The 20,965-nt window shown below is 70.0% G+C and carries 29 protein-coding genes; 14 read left to right on the top strand and 15 right to left on the bottom strand.

The window, feature by feature from the left end; translation table 11 throughout:
- Positions 1-125: 125 nt before the first annotated feature.
- The 3 genes from IU369_RS20310 to IU369_RS20300 all read right to left on the bottom strand — a co-directional run bounded on the left by IU369_RS20310 (position 126) and on the right by IU369_RS20300 (position 1,913).
- Positions 126-542, bottom strand: a complete 417-nt coding sequence (locus tag IU369_RS20310) for a hypothetical protein (RefSeq protein ID WP_217925056.1) — start codon at positions 540-542, stop codon at positions 126-128.
- Positions 543-606: 64 nt separating this feature from the next.
- The gene (locus IU369_RS20305; RefSeq protein ID WP_217925055.1) at positions 607-1,338 is read right to left on the bottom strand and encodes an anti-sigma factor; all 732 of its coding nucleotides are present in this window, start codon (positions 1,336-1,338) and stop codon (positions 607-609) included.
- Complete coding sequence (locus tag IU369_RS20300) at positions 1,335-1,913, bottom strand: RNA polymerase sigma factor (protein WP_217925054.1); 579 nt, start codon at positions 1,911-1,913, stop codon at positions 1,335-1,337. The genes IU369_RS20305 and IU369_RS20300 overlap by 4 nt, the downstream gene beginning before the upstream one ends.
- Before the next feature lie 110 nt (positions 1,914-2,023).
- On the opposite strand from IU369_RS20300, the gene IU369_RS20295 reads away from it, so the two are divergent.
- Entirely contained in the window at positions 2,024-2,458 is a 435-nt protein-coding gene (locus IU369_RS20295; protein ID WP_217925053.1) for a hypothetical protein, read from the top strand.
- On the opposite strand, the gene IU369_RS20290 is transcribed toward IU369_RS20295, so the two are convergent.
- Complete coding sequence (locus IU369_RS20290) at positions 2,455-3,495, bottom strand: S8/S53 family peptidase (protein ID WP_217925052.1); 1,041 nt, start codon at positions 3,493-3,495, stop codon at positions 2,455-2,457. The two genes, IU369_RS20295 and IU369_RS20290, sit on opposite strands and share 4 nt — an antisense overlap.
- A 277-nt stretch (positions 3,496-3,772) precedes the next feature.
- On the opposite strand from IU369_RS20290, the gene IU369_RS20285 reads away from it, so the two are divergent.
- The gene (locus IU369_RS20285) at positions 3,773-4,345 is read left to right on the top strand and encodes a hypothetical protein (RefSeq protein ID WP_217925051.1); all 573 of its coding nucleotides are present in this window, start codon (positions 3,773-3,775) and stop codon (positions 4,343-4,345) included.
- A 35-nt stretch (positions 4,346-4,380) separates the two neighbouring features.
- Here the strand turns inward: IU369_RS20285 and IU369_RS20280 are convergent, their stop codons facing one another.
- Positions 4,381-5,034 (bottom strand): hypothetical protein, encoded by a 654-nt coding sequence (locus IU369_RS20280; RefSeq protein ID WP_217925050.1) that lies wholly within the window; start codon positions 5,032-5,034, stop codon positions 4,381-4,383.
- A gap of 56 nt (positions 5,035-5,090) precedes the next feature.
- Positions 5,091-6,209, bottom strand: a complete 1,119-nt coding sequence (tyrS, locus tag IU369_RS20275; protein ID WP_246551667.1) for a tyrosine--tRNA ligase — start codon at positions 6,207-6,209, stop codon at positions 5,091-5,093.
- A 209-nt stretch (positions 6,210-6,418) separates the two neighbouring features.
- Here tyrS and IU369_RS20270 point away from each other — a divergent pair, with 209 nt between their 5' ends.
- Positions 6,419-6,883, top strand: coding sequence for a hypothetical protein (locus IU369_RS20270; RefSeq protein ID WP_217925048.1), 465 nt, complete (start codon positions 6,419-6,421; stop codon positions 6,881-6,883).
- Here the strand turns inward: IU369_RS20270 and IU369_RS20265 are convergent.
- Positions 6,880-7,620, bottom strand: a complete 741-nt coding sequence (locus tag IU369_RS20265) for a 5' nucleotidase, NT5C type (protein WP_217925047.1) — start codon at positions 7,618-7,620, stop codon at positions 6,880-6,882. The genes IU369_RS20270 and IU369_RS20265 overlap by 4 nt on opposite strands.
- Before the next feature lie 285 nt (positions 7,621-7,905).
- On the opposite strand from IU369_RS20265, the gene IU369_RS20260 reads away from it, so the two are divergent.
- Positions 7,906-8,490 (top strand): hypothetical protein, encoded by a 585-nt coding sequence (locus IU369_RS20260; RefSeq protein WP_217925046.1) that lies wholly within the window; start codon positions 7,906-7,908, stop codon positions 8,488-8,490.
- Positions 8,491-8,503: 13 nt separating this feature from the next.
- Here the strand turns inward: IU369_RS20260 and IU369_RS20255 are convergent, their stop codons facing one another.
- Entirely contained in the window at positions 8,504-8,785 is a 282-nt protein-coding gene (locus tag IU369_RS20255) for a hypothetical protein (RefSeq protein ID WP_217925045.1), read from the bottom strand.
- A gap of 165 nt (positions 8,786-8,950) precedes the next feature.
- Between IU369_RS20255 and IU369_RS20250 the strand changes: the two genes are divergently transcribed.
- Both IU369_RS20250 and IU369_RS20245 read left to right on the top strand, forming a co-directional pair.
- Entirely contained in the window at positions 8,951-9,532 is a 582-nt protein-coding gene (locus IU369_RS20250; protein ID WP_217925044.1) for a hypothetical protein, read from the top strand.
- A 26-nt stretch (positions 9,533-9,558) separates the two neighbouring features.
- The gene (locus IU369_RS20245) at positions 9,559-9,780 is read left to right on the top strand and encodes a hypothetical protein (RefSeq protein WP_217925043.1); all 222 of its coding nucleotides are present in this window, start codon (positions 9,559-9,561) and stop codon (positions 9,778-9,780) included.
- Positions 9,781-9,786: 6 nt separating this feature from the next.
- Here the strand turns inward: IU369_RS20245 and IU369_RS20240 are convergent, their stop codons facing one another.
- Both IU369_RS20240 and IU369_RS20235 read right to left on the bottom strand, forming a co-directional pair.
- Positions 9,787-10,434, bottom strand: coding sequence for a P-loop nucleotide/nucleoside kinase family protein (locus tag IU369_RS20240; RefSeq protein ID WP_217925042.1), 648 nt, complete (start codon positions 10,432-10,434; stop codon positions 9,787-9,789).
- A gap of 7 nt (positions 10,435-10,441) precedes the next feature.
- Positions 10,442-11,356 carry an ArdC-like ssDNA-binding domain-containing protein gene (locus IU369_RS20235; protein WP_217925041.1) on the bottom strand — a complete coding sequence of 305 codons (915 nt, stop codon included), beginning with the start codon at positions 11,354-11,356 and terminating at the stop codon, positions 10,442-10,444.
- A 171-nt stretch (positions 11,357-11,527) separates the two neighbouring features.
- On the opposite strand from IU369_RS20235, the gene IU369_RS20230 reads away from it, so the two are divergent.
- The 5 genes from IU369_RS20230 to IU369_RS20210 are packed head-to-tail and all read left to right on the top strand — an operon-like array spanning position 11,528 to position 13,401.
- Positions 11,528-11,788 carry a hypothetical protein gene (locus tag IU369_RS20230; RefSeq protein WP_217925040.1) on the top strand — a complete coding sequence of 87 codons (261 nt, stop codon included), beginning with the start codon at positions 11,528-11,530 and terminating at the stop codon, positions 11,786-11,788.
- Positions 11,785-12,285, top strand: coding sequence for a hypothetical protein (locus IU369_RS20225; RefSeq protein WP_217925039.1), 501 nt, complete (start codon positions 11,785-11,787; stop codon positions 12,283-12,285). The genes IU369_RS20230 and IU369_RS20225 overlap by 4 nt, the downstream gene beginning before the upstream one ends.
- Positions 12,286-12,332: 47 nt before the next feature.
- Entirely contained in the window at positions 12,333-12,716 is a 384-nt protein-coding gene (locus IU369_RS20220; RefSeq protein WP_217925038.1) for a hypothetical protein, read from the top strand.
- On the top strand, positions 12,713-12,952 hold the full coding sequence (locus tag IU369_RS20215) for a hypothetical protein (RefSeq protein ID WP_217925037.1): 240 nt from the start codon (positions 12,713-12,715) through the stop codon (positions 12,950-12,952). Before IU369_RS20220 ends, IU369_RS20215 begins: the two co-directional genes overlap by 4 nt.
- On the top strand, positions 12,952-13,401 hold the full coding sequence (locus tag IU369_RS20210; RefSeq protein ID WP_217925036.1) for a hypothetical protein: 450 nt from the start codon (positions 12,952-12,954) through the stop codon (positions 13,399-13,401). Before IU369_RS20215 ends, IU369_RS20210 begins: the two co-directional genes overlap by 1 nt.
- Before the next feature lie 9 nt (positions 13,402-13,410).
- Here the strand turns inward: IU369_RS20210 and IU369_RS20205 are convergent, their stop codons facing one another.
- Positions 13,411-15,063: a hypothetical protein gene (locus IU369_RS20205; RefSeq protein WP_217925035.1), complete on the bottom strand. Its 1,653-nt coding sequence runs from the start codon at positions 15,061-15,063 to the stop codon at positions 13,411-13,413.
- Between the two features lie 261 nt (positions 15,064-15,324).
- On the opposite strand from IU369_RS20205, the gene IU369_RS20200 reads away from it, so the two are divergent.
- Positions 15,325-15,573 carry a hypothetical protein gene (locus tag IU369_RS20200; RefSeq protein WP_217925034.1) on the top strand — a complete coding sequence of 83 codons (249 nt, stop codon included), beginning with the start codon at positions 15,325-15,327 and terminating at the stop codon, positions 15,571-15,573.
- Positions 15,574-15,585: 12 nt separating this feature from the next.
- On the opposite strand, the gene IU369_RS20195 is transcribed toward IU369_RS20200, so the two are convergent.
- Positions 15,586-16,248, bottom strand: a complete 663-nt coding sequence (locus IU369_RS20195; RefSeq protein WP_217925033.1) for a DsbA family protein — start codon at positions 16,246-16,248, stop codon at positions 15,586-15,588.
- 98 nt (positions 16,249-16,346) lie between these two features.
- Positions 16,347-16,844 carry a hypothetical protein gene (locus IU369_RS20190; protein ID WP_217925032.1) on the bottom strand — a complete coding sequence of 166 codons (498 nt, stop codon included), beginning with the start codon at positions 16,842-16,844 and terminating at the stop codon, positions 16,347-16,349.
- Positions 16,845-16,986: 142 nt separating this feature from the next.
- Here IU369_RS20190 and IU369_RS20185 point away from each other — a divergent pair, with 142 nt between their 5' ends.
- Positions 16,987-17,463: a DUF4259 domain-containing protein gene (locus tag IU369_RS20185; RefSeq protein WP_217925031.1), complete on the top strand. Its 477-nt coding sequence runs from the start codon at positions 16,987-16,989 to the stop codon at positions 17,461-17,463.
- Between the two features lie 50 nt (positions 17,464-17,513).
- Here IU369_RS20185 and dnaK read toward each other — a convergent pair whose 3' ends face one another.
- The gene (gene dnaK, locus IU369_RS20180; RefSeq protein ID WP_217925030.1) at positions 17,514-19,523 is read right to left on the bottom strand and encodes a molecular chaperone DnaK; all 2,010 of its coding nucleotides are present in this window, start codon (positions 19,521-19,523) and stop codon (positions 17,514-17,516) included.
- 299 nt (positions 19,524-19,822) lie between these two features.
- Here dnaK and IU369_RS20175 point away from each other — a divergent pair, with 299 nt between their 5' ends.
- Entirely contained in the window at positions 19,823-20,515 is a 693-nt protein-coding gene (locus tag IU369_RS20175; protein WP_217925029.1) for a hypothetical protein, read from the top strand.
- A gap of 48 nt (positions 20,516-20,563) precedes the next feature.
- On the opposite strand, the gene IU369_RS20170 is transcribed toward IU369_RS20175, so the two are convergent.
- Positions 20,564-20,941, bottom strand: a complete 378-nt coding sequence (locus tag IU369_RS20170) for a hypothetical protein (RefSeq protein WP_217925028.1) — start codon at positions 20,939-20,941, stop codon at positions 20,564-20,566.
- Positions 20,942-20,965: the final 24 nt, after the last annotated feature.

Below are 20,965 nucleotides of genomic sequence, written 5' to 3'. Positions count from 1 at the left end.
CCGCCCGTGATGAACCGCCAGGGAACATCGCGCGTCCCCGGGACGCACAACCCAACGGACAGTGGGGGATTGGGAGGTGCGCGCTCGGCCTCCGACTTGGAGGCGGCGCCACTCCCACACTCACCTCAGCGGGAGTGGCGCCTCATGAGATCGCTGACGCTGCGGTAGCTCGGGGCCGGGGCGGCCTCGACGACCGGCTCGGGCTCGGGCACCGGAGTGGCTGATGGCTCGGTGAAGAAGCGGAGCGGCGCGCCGTCGTCGGTCTGGTAGACCGAGGAGCCACGGCCCCTCAGCTTCTGTTGGAGCTTCGTGTGGACCTCGCTCGCGACGGCCCGGAAGCTCGGGCCGCGAGCGACGAGTGAGTCGCTGCTCGCGGCGCCGATCCGGCCCCAGCGGCAGACCCCGAACCAGACCCCGGGCTGTCGCGGGTCCTCACAGATCTCGCCGATGTACTCCTTGTTGCTCGTGCCGTTCTGGCAGACAAGGCGCCGGCTGTCTCGAACGATGAGCCCGGCGGGGGCCGGGCCGAGGGAGCGAGGCATGTGATGACACTACGTCACCTGGGTGCCCCTGCAGCTCAGCCTTCGTACCTGGAGATGCCTCAGCTCAGGCGATCGAGCCGCTCATCACAGGAGGGCTGCTCGGGCGGCTGGGAAGCCGGTCAGAGACAGGTTCGAGCGTGACGGCGATCTCGTCGCCGGCGCTGACACCGCGGACGATGACCGCGCTCGGGTTCGCCCCCTCGAGGACGCCGAGAGCCTGCGAGCGTCCATCGCGGATACGCCAGACCACATACTCCGTGCCGCTGTCAGGCGCAGGCAGCCCGCGCGCGGAGATGTAGGAGACATCCGACTCCTCGAACCGGGCGATGCTCCCCGCCGAGTCCTGGCCTTCGGCCCCGAGGCCGACGAGCGCGGTCGCCGAAGCCACCGGCGAAGCGGTCTCGGACCTATCGAGAGACCCGAGACCGACGACGAGGACGAGGGCCGCGGTCGCGACGGGCACGAGGAAACGACCCCGGGGAGCCCGGGAGGCGAGCCATGCGCGGAGGTCGTGGACGACGCCCTGGACGCGGGCCGGCGGCTGCGCGGCGTCGCTAGCAGGGGCGGATTCCGACCAGGCGGCGTTCAGGACGCGCGCGCGGAGGCGATCCGGCGGCTCGCAGTCGGCGACCGCAAGGGCCAGCACCCCCGCTGCCTTCTCCAGACCGAGGAGCTCGTCGGCGCAGACGACGCACTCAGTGGCGTGGGCGCGCACCTCTGCCACCTCATCAGGATCCGCGGCACCGAGCGCCGCGACGGCGAGCAGATCGCCGAAGCGGGCGTGATTGTCGGTCACGTCGCCCATCCCCGCTCCCTCAGCTCCGTGCGCATCTTCTCCAGGCCGACCCGGAGACGGCTCTTGACCGTCCCCGTGGGGACTCCGAGATCCGCGGCGATCTCCCGGTGGGTGAGCCCGTCGAAGTAGGCGAGCTCGATCACCCGACGCTGATCCTCGCCGAGCGTGGCCAGCACCTCCCGGGCGGCGCTCTGCTGGGCGACGGCGATGACCAGGTCCTCGGTCGGTGCCTCGACCTGGGACACGACCCGGGCCGCCTGCTCTGCCACTGCGACCCGGCGGTTGTGGCGGGCCCGTGCGCGCAGGTGATCCAAGGCGCGGTTGCGCACCGAGGCCATGAACCATCCGCGGGCGGTGCCCCGCTCCGGATCGAACTGGCGCGCTCCGGAGCGCCACAGCGTCATGAAGGCCTCCTGGACGACGTCCTCCGCCTCGCGGCGCTCCCCGACCATCCGCACCGCGAGGCCGTAGGCCGCCGGCGCGTAGAGGTCATACAGCAGCTCGAGGGCACGCTCATCTCCCTCGGATGCACGCTCGAGGATCAGCACCTCCTCATGGACTACGGCGGATGTCATCGTCGCTCTCACAGGGATCAGAGTTGTTACGCACCGGGACCGTCTGAGGGTCACCTGAGAACACCCGGGTACGGCACGCGGCGGCGCACTGAGTTTGAGACCATGCCGGCGTGCCCATCCGAGATCCCGCCGCGATCGACACCGTCCTCGACCTGGTGCTCGTCTTCCGTGGCCTCGAGGACCGTGTCGCCCCTCATCTGGGAGGCCGCGTCCGCGCCGTCCAGTCCGGATGTCAGGCCCTCCTGGCATCAGTCGCTGAGCGGGGCCGCCTGCGGAGCCAGATCGATGACTCGGGGATCGCAGGCGACTTCGGGCGCATGTTCGAGGTCCATGAAACCGCAGAGCGGCTGAGGGAGGCCGAGGCCGAGCTGTCGGAGCGCCTCGGCGCGGCGATCACGACCCTCGGGGAGATACTCGAGTCCGAAGCACCGGATCAGGCCTTCCGGCTCTACACCGAGCTCTCAGAAAGCGGTCTCGATCCGAGCGGCAGCCTGATAGCGGCAGCCCCGGCGCTCCAGGAGCCCCGAGAGGGCGACCTGCTCTAGCGACGCAGGGCGGGGACGCGGATCGCGATCGCGATCCGGACCCCGGCCACGCTGACACTCGCCGGGATCACCCGGTGCGCAGGCGAGGCGACCCGGATCCGGGCCGGCAGGCGACGCAGGGTGCGCGTCGTGCCTGCGTGGGAGATGCGAAGCACCCCGCCGCGCGGCAGCGTGCCGCGGATGATCAGGACCCGGCCGGCCCGACGGGTCGTGATCGACTTCTGCAGCTGACGGCGCAGGCTCGCGACGCTCGGACCCGGCGCGGTGGCGCGGCCCGGGCGCGACTGCGACCCCGAGTGGGCGGCTGCGACCGGACCGGCGGCGCCGGGGGCCGAACGGCCGAGCGTGCGGTCGATCCGGGCGAGCACGCGGTCGAGACCCGCGCCCGGCTCCTCGCTGATGATCCGGGCCGCCTGCCCGGCGACCTCGGCCGTCGCGAACGACGAACCGAGGCGCACGATCTCGACGCCCGAGGCATCCCGCCCCGGGGCGTTCTGGGTCGCGACCCGGATCGCGGCGTTGTCGGCCGGGTCGATGGGAGAACCGTTGGCCTCGGCGGCGCCGACCGAGACGACACCCGGCAGATCCGCAGGGAAGGTCGGGCCACCCGAGTAGGCCGCTGCGAAGACCAGCGTCCCCTGGGCGCGGGCCCGGGCGACCACAGCCGCAAACTCGGCGCGGTATGCCTCGGGAACCGAGGCCATCGGGAAGCTCCAGCTCAGGGAGATGACCCCGACCCCGCGCTCGGCGGCGTCAGTGATCGACCGCAGGGCGCAGGCGCCGTCGATCAGCTCCTGCGGGGTCGCGCAGTTGTAGTGGACCACCGGGGCGCCGGGCGCCGAGCCCCAGGGAGCGGCGATCGCGACGCTCATCAGGGACCCGTGGGAGCGCGGATCCGCCCCGGCGGGACCCTCGGCAAGGACGACACCCGGCAGGAGCCCCGCGCCGGCACTGCTCGAGGTGTCGATGACGGCCACCGAAGCGGGTGCCGCGGTCGCGACGGTGCAGGCAAAAAGCACCGAGATCCCGGTTGCCAACAGGGATGTCGCAACCCTCCGAAGTCGGGCAGACTGAGATCCCGCTCGGGGAGCGGTGTCTCGGGAAGGGGTTGCTGAGATCGGCTTGGCCATGGGGTTCGTGGCCATATAGCGCGTACAGCACCTGCTAACCGCTCAGTACTTGCGTTGCGTTTCACATCTGTGTGAAACATCTCACACGTTCAGATCCGCTTGGGAAGGCGGAGAAGGGGTTCTAAGTAGGCCTAGCCAGACACGCGGAGGGTACTACACGCGGACCCTCAGTCGAGGAACTGACATGCCGACGGACACAAGAACCAGCTTCTTCTACCTCACCGTCGGCGCGCTTGTGACCCTCGCGGTGATCGTCTCGGCGGTCCTCGTCAGCGGCGATGATTCCAGCTCGAGCGCCAGCGGGATCTCCTACGGCGTACTGGAGGGCCCGGCGGCGGATCTGCGAGGTACGCCCCTTCTCGGAATCACTGACCCCGAAGTGTCGAACCTCATCCTTGAGAGCCTCCGGCTGGCCACCACGACACCCGCCGGACCGATCTTCGCCGGCGAAGGCGTCGAGGGCAGGCTGTGCCTCGCCGTGGTCGAGGAGGACGGGGTCCGGAGCACGTGCCCGGATCCGAGGGCCATCCCCACGGGCGGTGTCATCCCTCTCGGCTCGTTGAACGGATCGCGGGCGGCCCGCGTCACCGTGCTCGCCCCCGACGGCTTCGACACGGCGGCGGCCGGCGGGCGAAGCGTCACGATCATCAACAACGTCGCTCAACTGGACGTCGACCGCGCCGACATTGCCCTGACCCTCTCCGGAGCGGACCGGACCCAGTCCATCCCGCTCGAGGCGTTCACACGCCAGCCATAGAACGAAGCTGCGGCACCCCGCCTGGCAGATCTTCGCTACGCAGCCAACAGGGGCGACCGGCGGGCGCGAACTGACGTCAACTCACGCCGGTCAGAGTCATCGCTGAAGACGAGCTCACTCCTGTCGAGGAGGTGGAATCCCGGCGGCGGCGAGTCCCAGGACCAGACCGAGGGCCCGATGCCCCGGAGCTCGCGGACGTAATGGCTGAGCCCCTCGACCGCGGGGACACGGCCACTCCAACAGCCATCGGAGAAGGTGCCCGCGCCGATCCGGTCAAGGCGTTCGGAGCCGGTCGCGTCAGTCCTGACCGACAGCCAGAGCCATGCCTGATTCACATGGGTCCTGTGCCAGGTGTCGAAGACGAGCACGAGCCCGTATGAATCGACCCAGACCTCGAGACTCTCCGCGTCGGAGGTGCCCGGGTCGTCGAAGCGGTGGATCATCGCCGGCAGGAAGCCCAAGGACGCCGCGATCGGCAGGTAGATGGCGGTCGTCTCCGCCCAGCAGCTGTCACCGAGCTCTCGCAGCAGCGCGCGTCGGTCCTCCCGCCGGCGGGCTTCGAGCATCCGCTCCAGCGAGGTCGCCCCGGAGGCGAGACCCCCGGCGCGCCGGCGTCGCTCGGAATCGAGTAGCTCGGAGAGGGCGCGGGCGTGGACCGGCTGCGGGGAGACGGAGGGCGTGGCGGGCATTCGGGCAGAAGTCTCGGCCCGGCCGACCCGCGGGGCCTGGTTTTCGCCTCGAGGCATCAGGCGATGCGCAGGTAGCGCCGGCGCCCGACCCGGAGCGTTCCGCCGATCAGGTCCGCCGCCGGGACGTCGAGGTCGGTGAGCCTGCGGCCGTCGACGCTTACCGCGCCGGATCCGATCAGGCGGCGCGCCTCGTTGCGGGAGGCGACACCGAGGTGCTCGGTGATCAGGGCGGGCAGGTGCACCTCACCTCTGCGCTCTGCCATGACGAGTGAGGGAGCGTCCTCGGGGACCTCCCCCCGGCTGACCGTGTGGTCGAACTTCGACTGGGCCTCGGTCGCCGCCGGCTGACCGTGGCTGCGAGCGACGATCAACCGGGCGAGCTCGCGCTTGGCGTGCAAGGGGTCAGGTGGCATCGCGACGTCGGGGGCGAGAATCTCGAACCAGCTCGGCATCGCCTCATCCGGGAGTCGCATGACCCGGCCGAACTGCTCCTCGGGCGCGTCGGTGACGCCGATCTGGTTCCCGAGGGACTTGCTCATCTTCGCAGCGCCGTCCACGCCGACCAACAACGGCATGGTCAGGACCGATTGGGAGTCCGCGGCGCCGAACTGCCCCTGGAGGTCACGGGCCATCATCAGGTTGAACAGCTGATCGGTCCCTCCGATCTCGACATCCGATCCGACCCGCACTGAGTCGTAGGCCTGCATCAGCGGGTAGAGCATCTCGAGCATCGACACCGGCTGCTGGCGCTTCAGGCGCTCAGCGAAGTCCTTACGGTGGAGGATCTGGTTCACCGTCGCCGAGCCGGCGAGCCGGAAGACCTCGGACAGCCCCATCTGGGCGAACCACTCGCCGTTGCGTCGGACCTCGGTGCGTTCGGGATCGAGGATCCGGAAGGCCTGGTCGGCGTAGGTGGCAGCGTTGTGCTCGACGGCCTCGGGGTCGATGAGCGGGCGCGTCGCGCTCCGGCCGCTCGGGTCACCGACGCGGGCGGTCCAGTCGCCGATGATCAGGACCACCGTGTGCCCCTGGTCCTGGAACTCGCGGAGCTTCAGCAGCGGGACGGTGTGCCCGAGGTGGATGTCGGGCGCCGTCGGGTCGACCCCGAACTTGACCCGCAGCGGCCGGCCGAGGGCGAGCTTTCGCTCGAGGTCCCCCACAGGCAGGCAGTCCACGGCTCCACGCATGAGCCGCGCCAGTCCCTCACCGGGATCGAGCGCCGGTCCGGAGTGCCTCGGGCGCCCTGTGGTGCCGTGTGATCTACCTCTCGCCATCGCCCTCAACCGTAGGCGACCGGCACCGGACCAGCGGGCTTTATCCGTGTGCGCGAGGGGCCGGGAGGAGTTTGGGGATGCCCCGATCCCGACTGGTCCATGCTCGCCGCATGCGTCAGACCTTCTCCTTCCACATCACCGGGTACGAACTCCACGTCGTCGAGATCGAGGAGGCGCTCCCCACGGACGTGTCCGCCGATGAGCTGCCGACCCACTACCTCGCGCTCGCGAGCGGGCCGAACATGGCGGTCAGCGTCCCACTCGCCGCCGGCCACGCCACCGAGCTCGCCGGGGCGATCGCGATCGCCGGCAAGGACGTCCCGGCAGACCTGCCCCACTGGGAGCCGACGCCCGCCCTGGCCGCCCCTGCCTTCGCCTGGGCGATCACCGCGATCCCCACCGCGGTGTCGCTGCGTGCCCCCGAGCCGGGAACCCCGCACTGGAGCCTGATCGTCGATGACATCGACGGCGGGCAGCTCGACCTCGCGCTCTCCGACGCCCTGATGGGGGAGCTCGCCGAGGACCTGAGGACCGTGCTCATCCCGGCGCCGGCCGGGGAGACCTCGGCGTCCTAGGCCGCCAGGGCCGCCGCGAGAGCGGGCGCCAGCTGGTTCCAGTCGTCCGCCGGTGCGATCCCGAGCTCTGAGCGCACCGACGCGTTGTAGGGATGGGCCAGCGTCAGCGTGGCCATCCCCGCCGCGTGGGCCGCCTCGAGCGTGGACGGGCGGTCGTCGATGATGGTCCTGGCGCCGAGAAGGCGGCTGATCGTGATCTTGTCCGACATCCGGCCACAGAGGATCGCGCTGTAGGGCAGATCGTGGTGGTCGAGGTACTCGCGCGTGTGCCCGACGCAGCGCAGAGGACGGTCGGTCATGACCACCAGGCGCGCGTTGTGGGCCTCGATGATCTCGGTGAGGACCTCGCGGCATCCGGCATACGGAGCCACGTGAAGGCTGCGGTCAGGATGCATCGCCGCCTCGAGGAGCTCCATCATCGGCGCGATCCCGCCGAAGCGGCCGATCAGGTAGTCCCAGTGGCTGACCTCGCTCATCGAGAAGTCCTCGTTACCCGGGATCGACGCGACCGCGTCGATGAGAGGGAACACCGTCGAATCGAGATCCAGGGCGATCACCGGGCTCGCCGAACCATCGCACCGAAGGCCGGGCTGCCCCTGGGGCGGCAGATGGAGGTGGAGCGCGCTCTCGTCGTGAAGCGAGCGCAGCGTCTCCTGCCACTGCCCGTACGCCACGGCGTCGAGTCGCTCCAGGTGCCGGGGCGACGCCCGGCCGCCCGCCGGCACCGTGGTTCTCATCGTTGTGCGCCCCCTGCTCACGCGCACCAACATAGGTGCTTCTCGGACATCGGCAGGTTCTCCGAGTCGCCGGTTACGATTCAGCGTGTGAGCCGACCGCGCGGGGCAGCCTCCTGGGTGCACAAGAAAGACCGGAGGAGCGAGACCCCGCCCTAGAGTCGCAGGGTGGCGAGAGGGCGCGGACAGACAACCACCGGGGGACTTGCCCCCACTCCTCAGCTGCGTCGAAGCGCGCGGGAGACCCTGAGACTGCTGAGGATCCCTCTCGATCCCCACCTGACCGTGATGACGGCGTTCCTGGACGAGGAACGCGGAGACGACCCACGCTCATACGTCCGGCTCACACGCGCCCAGAGGAGCCTCGTCTCCGGATCACTGGTCGAGGGATACGTGGTCGGACGTCGTGCGGCGGCGGGTCTCGATCTGGTTGACGAGATCGAGCACACCCAGACCGGGGAGCGCGTTGTCGTGTTCAACGACGAGGCGCTGGCGATCGTCGGGGCCCAGCCCGGGCACCTCTCGGTCTTCTGCACCTGCGGATCCCCGCCCTGCCCCCACCGCACCTCGGCGATCATCATCGCGCTGGCCGAGGATGTCGCCGGCCCCGCCTATCCGACGACCTACAGCTACTACCAGATGTGGGACAAGACCAGGAACGACGAGTACGTGCGGATGATGCGCTCTCTGCGGCTCGCCGGTTCCCTGACGATGGAGCTCGAGCGGGCGTCGATCGAGACGATCGCCCTCGATGACGATCAGATGCGCGCGCGACTGAGCCTGTACCTGGGCGACCGTTCGGGCTCTGACGCCGCCGCGCCGGTGGAGTTCCGCAGGACGGTGCGCCAGGTCCTCAGCCACGGCCGACGATAGGGCCCCTAAAGAATCAGGCGGGTGGGCCGCTCGGCACGGTAGAGCGCACCACCTCGACATGGCGGCGCATCCGCTCCCACTCCTCGGCGCTGACGCGGACCCCGTTCAGCCAGTACTCGCTCTCACCGACGGGACGCTCGAGCGCCGGACCGTCAGTGCGGTGGAGCTTGCCGTGGATGACCCACTCCTTGGTGCCGTTGGAGTGGATCACCGCCGGGCCGTCGGTGCGATGAAGGGTCTTGTCGTCGCGGACGTAGATCGTCGCGCCGTGGATCACCTCGCGGTGAACACTCACCGTGTCGCCCGTTCCGTGGCGAAGTGATGCAAGTGCCCTCTTGATCGATCCTCGTCCGCGCGCCATGGCCGTGACTGTAGGGAGGCGCTGTGGGGTGTGTCCGACTTCTGGCCAGCGAGCGGAGGATCCGCGTCGACGCGCGCGCCGATGCACATACTGCTCGTCATGAGGCGAGCCCGGTCAGTCAGGATCTCAGTGCTGCTGGTGATGGTCGCAACCCTCGTCGGAGGGTGCACCGGGGAGACAAGCGAGCAGGAGCGCACACCCGAGCGGATCGGTGTCCAGGACTCCGGTCAGATCGTCGTCTCGGTCTACCTCGATGACAGCGAGACCCCGACATCACGACGGACGGTCGAGTGCGCCCGCGAGCCTGTGGTCTGCCAGCAGACCCTGGACATCGATCAGGAGCCGGCCCCCGAGATCTGCAACATGATCATGGGTGGGCCCGAGCGCATGGTCATCGAGGGTGCCATCGCCGACGAGTCGATCCGCCTCGATGTCGGGCGGACCGATGGGTGCGAGATCGACCGCTTCGCGCGCCTGAGCATCCTCTACGGCCTCGCCCCGGACAGCGGTTCGAGCGCGCCGGCCACGACCGCCCCCGCTCCGGTGGCCGGCCCGGAGGACTCCGCTCCCCGCCCGGAGAGCGAGCCCGCCCCGCCTGCCGACCCGCGGCCGCCGGTCATCACGACCGGCAAGCCCGGAGAGAAGGCGCCGCCGGTGGACACGACGCCCCCGGCACCGTGAACAGCCCGGGACCCACACGCCGGTCCATGCCCTCTGAGGGGGATCTGGTCGAGGTGCTCGTCCCCGTAGCGGAAACCCACGACGACGGGCTTGGCGCGGTGGTCGCGCCAGGCGTTCGCGGCGCCGTCCGCGAGGGGCCCGACGCGTCAGGGCTGTTCCTGATCGAGATCTCCCACGCCGACAGCCACCTCCCCTGCGCACGCTTTCGTGCCGGCGCGGGTCACCTCATCGTCATCACGCGCGCCTGAGAGGCCTCAGAGAGGGCGAGTGGGCGGCGCAGGCCTCTCATCGAGAGGACCGAGCGCATCGCGCAGCTGCTCCTCGACCGGAGCCGTCCCATCGATCCGGATCGCCTCCTCGCCGGGCTGGGGAGCGATGAAGCCGTGGGACATCCGCCGGGCGATCTCCGCCGGCACAACGACCTCGTGGAGATCGAGTGTCCTCAGCTCACGCTCGCCGAGGCGCGCGGTCCGCACCTCCCAGGGAGTGTCCACCCAGATGACGACCGGAGCGAAGCCCTGCGCCTCGAGCTCCCTTGCAGCATCCGCCCGGCGCGGAGGGGATGCGCTGTTGTAGTCGAGGCAGACCGACTGATCCGCTGCGGCGAGACGGCGGGCCATCGCGGACGCCACCATGAAGGCCCGCTTGTCTGCCGGCCCCCACCCCATCTGGCGGCGGAGCCGATCGGCGTTCAGTCCGTGGGCGCCGACGATCCTCTCGAGGGCGGCCGAGACGTGGCTCTTCCCTGCGCCCGGAGGCGCCGCGAGGATGAACCCGCGCCGGGGGCCGCGCTGGGGCAGGACCGGCAGCTGCGTCAGGAGCGCGGCGAGCTGCTGACGCTCCCCAGGGGAACCGCGCCAGCCACCGGGCTGCCCGCCAGGACCCTTTCGCCCACGCGCCATCAGTGCCTCAGGCCGCCGCGGCGATGGCCGCGGCCTCGCCTCCGAGGACCTTGTGGGTGATCTTCTGGATCGCCGCCACCGAACGCTCGATGCTCTTGCGCTCATCGCGGGTGATCGCGCTGCCGGCGGCGGAGATGCGCGCCATCGCCGGGAAGCTGACGCTCGAGGTGTCGAGGCCGCATCCCTCGGCGATCGCGAAGGCAGCTCCCTGCACCGACAGCTCGCGCTCGATCGTGTTGAGGCCGGCGAACAGCTCGCGATCGCGCGTCAGCGCCGCGCGGGCCGCCTCGCGCGCGAACAGAAGCGCGCGCTGGTTGTGGTCGGCGTCCTTGTCCACGACGATCGTCTGACCGTCGAAGCGTCCCTCACCACCGAGCCCCTCCACGGCTTGGAAGCCGATCCTCTCGGTGCGGCACCAGTTGGCGATCGTCACGACCAGGTCCTCGGCCTCGTCAGAGGTCCCGGAGAGCCCCGCGGGCCCGTCCTCGGGCAGGTCCTTGCCCTCGGTCTGGGCGAGGTCGTAGACGTTGGCGGTCACGAACCGGTGCGGGTTGCGCATCCGGACCTTGCGCTCCTCGCCGGTCTCCTCATCCCGCTCGGTGGTGACGAAGAAGGACGGCGCGAGGATCCGGATGGGGTGGCGTGCCTGATCGGCGGTGATGGTGCGGCCGAGCGCCTTCCAGGCGGACTCGGAGGCCACACGTGTCGCGCCGGGCATCTGTGAGTGGATCAGGAAGTTGTTGAAGGCCGAGTAGCGGTGGAAGCGCGCCAGGGAGGTCAGATAGGCACGGAAGGCCGCGGAGTCGCGGATCTCCTCGACCCCTGAGCTGATGCGGTCCTGCGCCTCGGAGACGCGCTTTCGGATCCGCTCGCGCTTTCGCTCGGCCTTCTCGGCCGCGCTCGGCCCGGAGCTGGCGGCCACGCTCCTGCCCTCGCGGTTGCCGCGCGCGAGTGTCGAAGCCACTCCGCGCCCAGGTGCTTGTCCTCTGCCTCGTCCCATGCCACGAGTATGGGTGGGAGGTGCCGGCGTGCTCGCTTTTCCTCGCGCCGGCGACCGGGATGCAAACACCCCCGGGCGGCTTACGGTGGGCCCATGGATCCCCGCTCCTGCGCTGATGCGATCGAGAGGCCCCTCATGCTTGCCTGCGAGGAGGGCGACGCGTCGGAGGCCACTTACCCGGACCCCTGTCCGGGCGGGAACCGGTGTCCCTGCGTCGGCTGCTCGAGGGAGGGCACCCGCGCCGTGGACATCCACAGCCTGGGGCGCCGCGTCTACGCCTGCGAGACGTGCGTCGAGCGGACCTACCGAAACGACCCGGATGTGACGGTGAGAGATCGCGAGGACCGCAGATGACCGCAGATGAGCGCCTGAGCGAGATGCGCCGGCTCCTCGAGGACGCGACCGCCGTCACGCCCCGGCTCGGGGGCGAGGCATTCCGCATCCACGCGGCGGTCAGAGCGGCGCTCCAGGCGGACGAGCAGGCGGAGCGCGGGACCACCCGCGACCTGCCGCCCTCCTGCATCCACCTCGGCGGCGACGGCCCGGAGGCCTGCCCCTCCTGCCAGGACCCGCAGGCCGCTGAGCAGTTCATGGCGGACGAGGAGAGCGGCAGGCCGGTGCGCTGGCATGAGTGCCAGGGGTGCGGCCACGAGTGGGCCGTCTTCCCGCTCGGGCGCGCAGGTGAGGAGCCCGACCCCCGGCCGATCGCCCGGGAGTGGCTGGCCGAGCACATCTACGACATCACGAGCGCCGGCGATCGCATCTTCTCAGAGGCCGGCGTCCTCGCGTTCGCCCGGCAGTCCACCGCGGTCCGCGCGGCGATCATCGTCGAACTGGAGACCACCCCATGACCACAGCATCCGCGATGGACAGCGAAGCGCGTCGGGACACCCGGACCGTGGCAGCGCCCGACTACTACGAGCAGTACCTCTGGAGCCGGGCGGTCGTGACCTGCCGCGAGCGGCACTGCGTCCTCGAGCTGCCCCTCGACGACCCGGACGGCTACCGCGTCGAGGCCAACCGCGGACGCGATGAGACCTGTGTGGCCGATGAGGTCTGGAGCGGGGAGGGGCCGACCCTCGAGGGTGCCTTGCGCGGTCTGCTCGACCAGATGGGCGCCGCGTACGCCGCACGGCCGACCGCAAGGGACATCGACCGGGCGCTCCGTGGCGTGGACACCCGCCAGTCCCCGGGCGTCTGGCTGCGCGAGCTCCGTAACCGCGACGACGAGGGCGCGCTGGTGGTCCTCGCCATCCTCTGCCCCCTGGAGGAGGAGCGATGAGCGATCAGCGACCGCTGAGCGAGAAGGAACGCGAGCAGCTCGTCCGCTTCGCCGAGCGCGGCGATGTGAGCCCGTCCCCGGCGATGGTCCGGCGGTGGGCGGAGGGCTACCTCGCGGTCGTCGAGCAGAGGGACGCGCTCCTTGACTGCATCGGGACGGCCCGGGGTGGCCTCGATGAGGGCTGGGCCGCGGTCATGGAGATCCACCGCCGGGCCCCCGACATCACCCCTTCCTGATGCCCTTCGAGCCGATCGCGCATGAATGGGCGGCGACGCCCGTCCTCGAGGGACTGCATCCGCTGTGCATCGGATCGCTGACCATGACCGACCCGGAGTTCTACGACCCCGGCCAGATCATCGCCCTGCGGCTCCGCGGGGAGACGGCCCGGGTGCTACGCGACGGCCTGGGCGCCCTCGCCAACAGGGCCGACGGCCGCCTGCTCGAATGCGCCGCGGACTTCCGCCAGGCGTTCCCCGACGGAAAGCTCCGGCGAGGATGGGACGGCTGGCCCGATCTGGAACTCGGCTGGTTCTCGGCCCACGGCCCCGGCCTCGACGCGGTCTTCCAGGACATCCGCGACGCGGTGGCTGCCGCGGTGGCGAGCCTCTCTCCGCGCTTCATCCGCGAGGAACCGGAGCCGTTCACGCGCCGGCCCGGGGAGAGTCCCTTCATCAGTCGCCGGTAACGCCCGCTCTCAGCGGTATGAGCGCGAGAGGAGATCCCTCACGTTGCGGGGCGTGTTCGGCGATGGCAGGGCCTCCCCCACCACCCCTGCCAAGGCCTCCCTGGCATCGCGCGGCGCGAGGGGCATCGCCATCAGATCGTCGATGGTCGGCTCGGGCTTGCCGAGGGCGATCGCAAGCGCCCGCTGGCGCGCGATGGAGCCCTCCGCGATCTCGCGACGGAGTCTTTGCTCGTCCCAGCGGCTCGGGTCGTCAGCGGCGAGTCCCTTCTTGCGAGGGTTGTCCTTGCTCTGACGCTGCCACCGGTGGACGAAGGTCCCGCGAATGCCTGAGAGCTCGTCCTTGGGAAGGAGGTGGGTCGGGCTGTGCGCCAGATCGACCTTGCAGTCCTCCTCGGAGCACCGGAGCACGGATTCGCCATGGCCCCCCGACTCCCACTTCGCCTCCCGGTGCGGGCAGGCCGCCTTCGAGCCGATCAGCTGGGACGACCGCTCGAGCTTCGGGGCGGGCGGGCGGGCGGGGGTGACACCGGAGATCAACTCCTCGCCGCTCTCCTGATCCCAGTAGCCCTCGGCCGGCATCGGCAGGCCGCGCTCCTTGACCATGGTGAGGGCCCGCTCGTGCTGATCGGCGAGGCTGCGCTGGCGGCTCTCCCCGAGCGGCAGCCGGAAGACGATCTCCGCCTCGGTCTCCTCGATCCTGCCGCGAAGCCGCATGACCAGCTCAAGGCCCGCGGTGGCGGACTTCCACGACTCCACGCGACGCTCGATCCGGACCGCGACCGCGGCCTCCCCCTGGTCGGCGAGGGTTGCGAGCTCGGTGAACGTGGCGTCATCGCCGATCCGATAGTTGGCGTTGAAGTGCGACAGGCCGGCAGCTGCGCAGCGGCTGACATCACGGTTCAGCCCACGCACGACAGCCTTGGCGTCGACGACGCGGAAGTATCCGGAGTTGAGTGCGATCGACATCTTCCTGTTGTTCGCCCGGAGCATCTCGACGGTCCTGTCCTCCCCCGAGAGGGCGAAGTTCCGCATCACCTGGAGGTGGCTCGGGGTGAACTCACGCAGCGCCGTGAGGACATCGCCGGAGCTGATGATCGAGATCGACGGATCGGCGATCGAGGCGCGGACATAGAGGGAGAAGTCCTCCAACTCCTCGTCGCTCATCGCGTTCACCTTCTCCGCCAGCGGCGCGGACTCCTGGGCTTCGGCGAGCAGCAGCGCGAGCTCCCGGATCTCAGCCGGCGCACCGTGGGCACAGAGGGCGGAGAGGTCGTCCTTCGTTGCGTCCACGATCTCCCGCGCCTCGTTGAACTGCGTGGCCCGGATGCGCAGGTCCGTGATCTCCTGCAGGCGGGCCGCGGCGTTCATCCGCATCTGGCCGATCCGCTGCATGTGCCAGTGAGCGACCGCCAGCTCCTGATCGCGATCGATCTGACTGCCCGGTAGACGCCGCGGTTGATTCTCCAGCCAGGCGATGTGGGCCTTACCGTGGTCGTAGGCTCGGGTGAGGTAGTCCTCGGCGGTAATGTCGCGGCCGATGGCCTGACTCCAGAGCGCAAGGAGGATGAGGTCCTCAGGGGGGCGCTTCTGATCGCTGATCATCCCGCCACCGAGCATTGACTCCAGGCCTCGTTCCACTCGGTCGATCTTTCGCTCGATCAAGGCGTCGGTCTTCGCTCTGACCTCAGCGACCGCCTGCGAGAAGTTCGGCGCTGGGGCGGGCGCCGGAGCCGTGGCCGCGGCAACCCGCCGCCGCGCCGGGCCCGCAGAGATGGTGCCTTGTCCTCGACCTCTTCCCATTGCGATCAACCATGCCCGAGGGGCATCCGGCTGCGCATTTCTCCTCGCGGTGAGGCCAGCTGAGATGCGACGAAACGCAAGAAGCTGCCGGTACCGCGCCCCTTCACAGGTACGGTGCCTCACATGGACCACTCCACCCTTGTCGCAGCCGGCACGCTCTGGCTGGCCGTTCTGATCGCCCTCGGACTGCTGCTCGAGGGACTGAACCCGACTCCGCGACGTCGCCAGGTCGGCCGCGCGCTGACGATGTTCGCCCCGATCCCGCTGGTCCACATCCTCTTCCCGGGACAGGTGATCGGCCTGCTGATCAGCTCGGCGCTGGTGATCGCCGGCCTGCGCTACCTCGAGCGCAGGCCGGCAAGCTCATCCTGACCTGACGAAGCCCTAGGACACCGCGCGGACCGCCTCGGCGATCTGCGCCGCGCTCGAGACGCCGCTGACCACCTCGCGGCCGTCCGGCCCTTCGACGATGAAGGTCGGGGTCTGCGACACGCCCCCGGCGTTGGCGGCCTGGATCGCAGCCGCGTAGTCGCGGGCGACCTCATCGGATGCGAAGTCCGCCTGCCAGGTCGCGACGTCGAGGCCGGCACCGGCGGCGATGGCCGCGAGGACCTCCTCGCTCAGCCAGTCCTCCGACTCGCCTCCCTGGTTGGCGTAGATCGCCTCGATCATGGGCCAGGCCATGTCCTGCCGGCCGGCGGCGATCACCGCGAGGGCGCCCCGCTCGCTGGTGAGGGGGTGGATGAAGGCCATCGGGGAGAAGGAGATCGTGGCGAGACCCGTCCGCACCTGGGACTCGATCAGATCCGGGACGGTGGACTCGGCCGCGGTCTTGCAGGCCGGGCAGGCGACGTCGCCGAACTCGGTGATCGAGACGGGCGCGTCAGGGTCGCCGAGGACGACACCAGAGGCCGGGATGTCCGCGTAGCGCGCCGGGATCCCATCGAGGCCCTGGAGGGCTGCTGGGTCGAGTCCCTGCTCGCGGGCGGAGAACGAGACCGCGACGAGCGCGGCCGTGACGATCAGAGCCAGAGCCCCGAGAACCATACTTGCACGTCTTCCCATTGCCTTCACATCTCCGTCGGTCGTGGACGCACCTGAAGGTAGGTGTCAGCGCATGGACGGGGCCGGAGTCTCGCCAGCCCTCAGTCGCCACCTGAGCCACTCTCGAGGAGGAAGGGCTCCAGGAGCGTTTCGATCCCGGCACTGCGGTCATCGATGCCCGCGCGGTATGCGGCGATGACGTTCGCGCGTGTGTAGATGCGCAGCTCCTGCAGGTCCATCACCCCGAGTCCAGCGCGGGCCTCCTCCTTGGAGTCAAAAATCCAGATGGTCAGGAAGCCGACGCTGTCGAGCAGGGCGGCACTGTCGGATCCGTCAGCGGCGAAGTTGCGCAGCACCGTCGCCTTGGTGAGCTCTGCCGGGGGCTCGCCGAGGTCGTCGGGCATCCCCTGGCTGAGCTCAAATCCCCGCTCGGAGAAGGCGGCCACGACACCGGCCGGAGTGGCGAGCGCGCGGGCGGCTGCGACATCCTCGCTCGACCCGCCACGTGAGTTCACCGCGAATCCGATCATGATCACGACGATCAGAGCGAAGCCGACCGCAAAGCGGTGGCGCAGCAGGAAGCGAGCGAAGGTGTTCATCACCCGGCGATGATGCCGGTGCGCTGGGGCACCTCGCGCGTTCCTGCGTGTCGGCATCCGATCGTGGGGTGAGATGTGAGGGATGCGCGACCCGCCGAGCGGCATACGTTGATCGGGACCGGGGGACGACGCGGCTCCCCTGATGAGACCTGAGATCGACAAAGGGGCCGGCATGGGCGCATGGGGCATGAGGGCATTCGACAACGACGCGGTCCTCGACGCGGTGCCGGAGCTCTCCGATCGCGCAGGTGTGATCGCCTCGCTGATGGCGGTGCACGATCCCGCGCAGGACACCCACGTCGCGGACGTCGCCTTCGGTGCGGTCGAGGTGATCGCGGCGGCACGCATGGGAGTCGAGGGCTACCAGTCCGAGAGCACGACCCTGTTCGCCCACGCCGGTGGCGGGGAGGACGAGCCGATCCCCTACCTCCCCGATGAGCTGGCGGCGTTCATCTCCAGCGGACGGGCGGTCTTCAGCGACGACGAGGTGCGCCAGGCCCTCCTGGCCCTCGCGGCGATCGAGAGGACCGACGCCGAGCGCCAGTGGGACGAACCGGCGGCCCGGCGTGAGGCGATCGCCCAGACCAGGGCGCGCCTCATGCACGCACTGATCGGTTAGAGCCCGACCAGGGAAGGCCCGCGCCCCTCAGGCGCGGGCCCTCCCTGGTCTCAGGAGCGGTCGTTCAGCTCGTCGACCCAGTCATCGGGGTCGGAGCCGTCTGATCCGAGGCCGAGGGGGTCGTCATCGACTCCAGACTCGAATGGGTCCTCGAGGCCGGTCCCGAGCCGCTCGGACCCGGCTGCCCCGTCCTCGATGTCTGTCGCCTCGACGACGACCGCCTCCGGGGTGAGGCGCCCGATCGCCGGCGCGCTCTGACTGTAGACCTCGGCGACGGCCTCGTGCATCGCCGCGAGGACGTCCTCGCAGGCGACATCGATCACGTCCGAGTCCTCCCCCTGGGTGAGCGCCGCGGACAGGAGGCCGACGGCGTCCACGAGTTGATCACGCAGAGCCGGCTCGAGCTTCTCACCGACGCTCGCGATCGTCTCGTGGGCGCTGTAGATCAGGCTGTCGGCGCGGTTGCGGGTCTCGGCCTGGCGGCGCACCTCTGCGTCGGCGCGGCTGTTGACCTCGGCGTCGCGGATCATCCGGTCGAGGGTCTGCTCGTCGAGGCCTCCCCCGTTCTCGATCTTGGTCTGCTGCTCGGTCCCGGTCCCGAGGTCGATTGCGCGGACCGACAGGATGCCGTCAGCGTCCATCTCGAAGCTGACCTCGACCTGCGGGACACCGCGGGGCGCGGGCAGGATCCCCATCAGCTGGAGGCGACCGAGGGAGCGGTTGTCGATCGCCATCTCGCGCTCACCCTGGAGCACGTGGACCTCGACCGAGGCCTGGTCGTCCTCGGCGGTGGTGAAGACCTGGACCCGCCGGCAGGGGATCGTGGTGTTGCGGGGGATCAGACGGTTGAACAACCCGCCGCGGGTCTCGATGCCCATCGACAGCGGCGTGACATCCAGGAGCAGGACACCCTGGCTGTCGCCGGTGAGGACCTCCGCCTGGATCGCGGCTCCGAGCGCGACGACCTCGTCGGGGTTCACCGAGCGCGAGGGCTTGAGGCCGGTGATCTTCTCCACGGTCTCCTGGACCGCCGGCATGCGGGTCATGCCCCCGACCAGGATCAGGTGGTCGATCTGCTCCCCTCCGAGGCCGGAGTCCTCCATGACCTGACGGATCGGAGCCTCGAGCCGCGCGAGTAGTGGCGCGACGAGTCGCTCGAGCTGGGCCCGGCTGAGCTGTCCGCTGAAGTGGACGGCGGTGTTGTCGGCGCCCTGGGCGAGGAACGGCAGCTGGATGTCGGCGACGGGGAGTCCGGAGAGCTCCTGCTTGGCCTTCTCAGCGGCCTCACGGAGGCGCTGCTGGGCTTGGGGGTCGCCGGAGAGGTCGACGCCGTGCTCGGTCTCGATCTGCTCGGTCAGCCAGGCGACGATCGCCTGGTCGAAGTCGTCTCCGCCCAGGTGGTTGTCGCCCGCAGTCGCACGGACGTCGAAGACCCCCTCACCGATCTCCAGGATCGAGACGTCGAAGGTGCCACCTCCGAGGTCGAAGACGAGGATGGTCTCCTCGTCGGTGGCCTTCTCGAGCCCATAGGCGAGCGCGGCTGCCGTCGGCTCGTTGATGATCCGCAGGACGTTCAGACCGGCGATCTTCCCCGCGTCCTTGGTGGCCTGGCGCTGGGCGTCGTTGAAGTAGGCCGGCACGGTGATCACCGCATCGGTGACGTTCTCGCCGAGGTACTCGGTCGCGTCGGCGCGCAGCTTGGCGAGGATCATCCCGGAGATCTGCTCGGGCGAGAGGTCCTGGCCGCGGCACTCGAGCCGCACACCCGAGGCCTCATCGCCGGCCAGGGTGCGGAAGACCGCGCGGTCCGAGTCCTCGAGCTCGGAGTGGCGGCGGCCCATCAGCCGCTTCACCGAGTGGAGGGTGTAGTCGGGGTTGGTCACCGCCTGGCGGCGGGCCGGCTGACCGACCAGCCGCTCACCGGAGTCGGCGAAGGCCACCACCGAGGGGACGGTGCGCTGACCGTCAGGGGCCGGGAGCACGCGTGGCTCCCCGGTGGGCATGAACACTGCGACGCAGGAGTTTGTGGTCCCGAGATCGATTCCGACTGCTCTACCCATTGACGTCCTGGATTGCCTTTCGTCTCACGGTGCGGTCGTTCGACAATAAGGCGCGCGTGCGCGGACACGCGGATCCTCCGCTTGTCTCACCGACGAGCTCGCAGGGCCGGCTCCAGGGCCTCTCGTCTGGCCGCTGGCCGCCGGTCCTCGCCGGTCGTGGGGGGCCGAGACGAGTGGGCAGGACCGGAACCACTCCGGCTCCGGGGAGCCCCGCCCGGTACGTTGTGGCAATCCACCACAGGCCAGGTCCGCGATGAAGAAAGGGGTGCCCCATCCGCGCACGACTGACCATCCGAGCGGTGAGCGCCATCGCCCTCGCCACGGTGTTCGCCTTTGCTGCAGGCTGCGGCGACGGTGGAGGTGACGAGCCGGCAGGTGCCGCTGCCCCGCCGACGCAGACCCGGATCAACAACACCCTGTTCAAGGACAGCACCGGATGTCCGACTTGGCTCCGGAGCGGGCTGCGTGAAGACAACCTCGCCGCCGCGAGCCGCGCCACCTCGGGGATGAGGGGCTCCATCTGGGATGCGGTCGTCGCCAGCGGATATGAGCCTCAGGGGGATGCGGACGCCATGGACCGCGTTGACGAGGCGTGCATCGCGACCGGGGTCAACGACGTGATCTGGGAGAACCTCACCGCGGAGGAGCAGCTCGAGCTGGAGCGGCGGCACACCATCGCCTCGGCGCTGAACCAGCTGGCCGGCGACGAGGGCGGGGCCGGGACATCGCAGGTTGCTCCGCAAGAGCCGCGGGCGGCAGTGGAGGAGGGCGAGGAGGCCCTGTGCGCGGACTGGCTCGCCTACTCCCCCACCCAGCAGCGGCAGTACGCCGACAGCGTCGCTCAGCAGCTGAGAGAGGGCACCTCTGGCCTCGTCGCCGGCGCCAGCACCGACGATGTCATCAGAGTCCTCAGCGTCTGCAGCGAGGAGACGCGCGCCCTCAGCATGCTCAACATCCTCTCGGATGCCTACCTCCAGGGCCGTCTCGGCTGACGGCACGGGGAGGCCTATGGGCCCGGCCACCGCCATTCCCCGTCCAGGTCAGACGGGCTGAACCGAGCCCCGGCGCAGCGTCGCGAGCACGTGGCCGCGAAGCTCGTTGATCGGCGTCAGGCAGGCATCCCGCTCACCGAGGATCCTTCGACGGTTCTCATCGGCCTCGAAGCGCGCCGCGGAGAGCTCAGCCAGCCAGCTGCGCAGGTGAGTGGGCAGCGGCACAGGCATCGCCCGATCCCAGCGTGAAGCGAGCGTCTTCGCGAGATTCTCCGGCGATGCCGTCATCGCTGACCAGTTGATCGGGCGCGCCAGCAGGTGGCGGGCAGCCAGATCGGTGAGCGCGATCCGTTGCTCCGGGCGCCCGGCGTCCAGGCAGGAGATGGCCTCGATCAGCCCGTTGACGAGCGGGTCGTTGTCGATCATATCGGCGATGACATCGGCTCCTCT

The sequence above is a fragment of the Miltoncostaea oceani genome (assembly GCF_018141545.1).
Classification (GTDB): domain Bacteria; phylum Actinomycetota; class Thermoleophilia; order Miltoncostaeales; family Miltoncostaeaceae; genus Miltoncostaea; species Miltoncostaea oceani.
The sequence above is the reverse complement of the archived record's forward strand: the minus strand, read 5'-3'. Positions and strand labels throughout refer to the sequence as shown.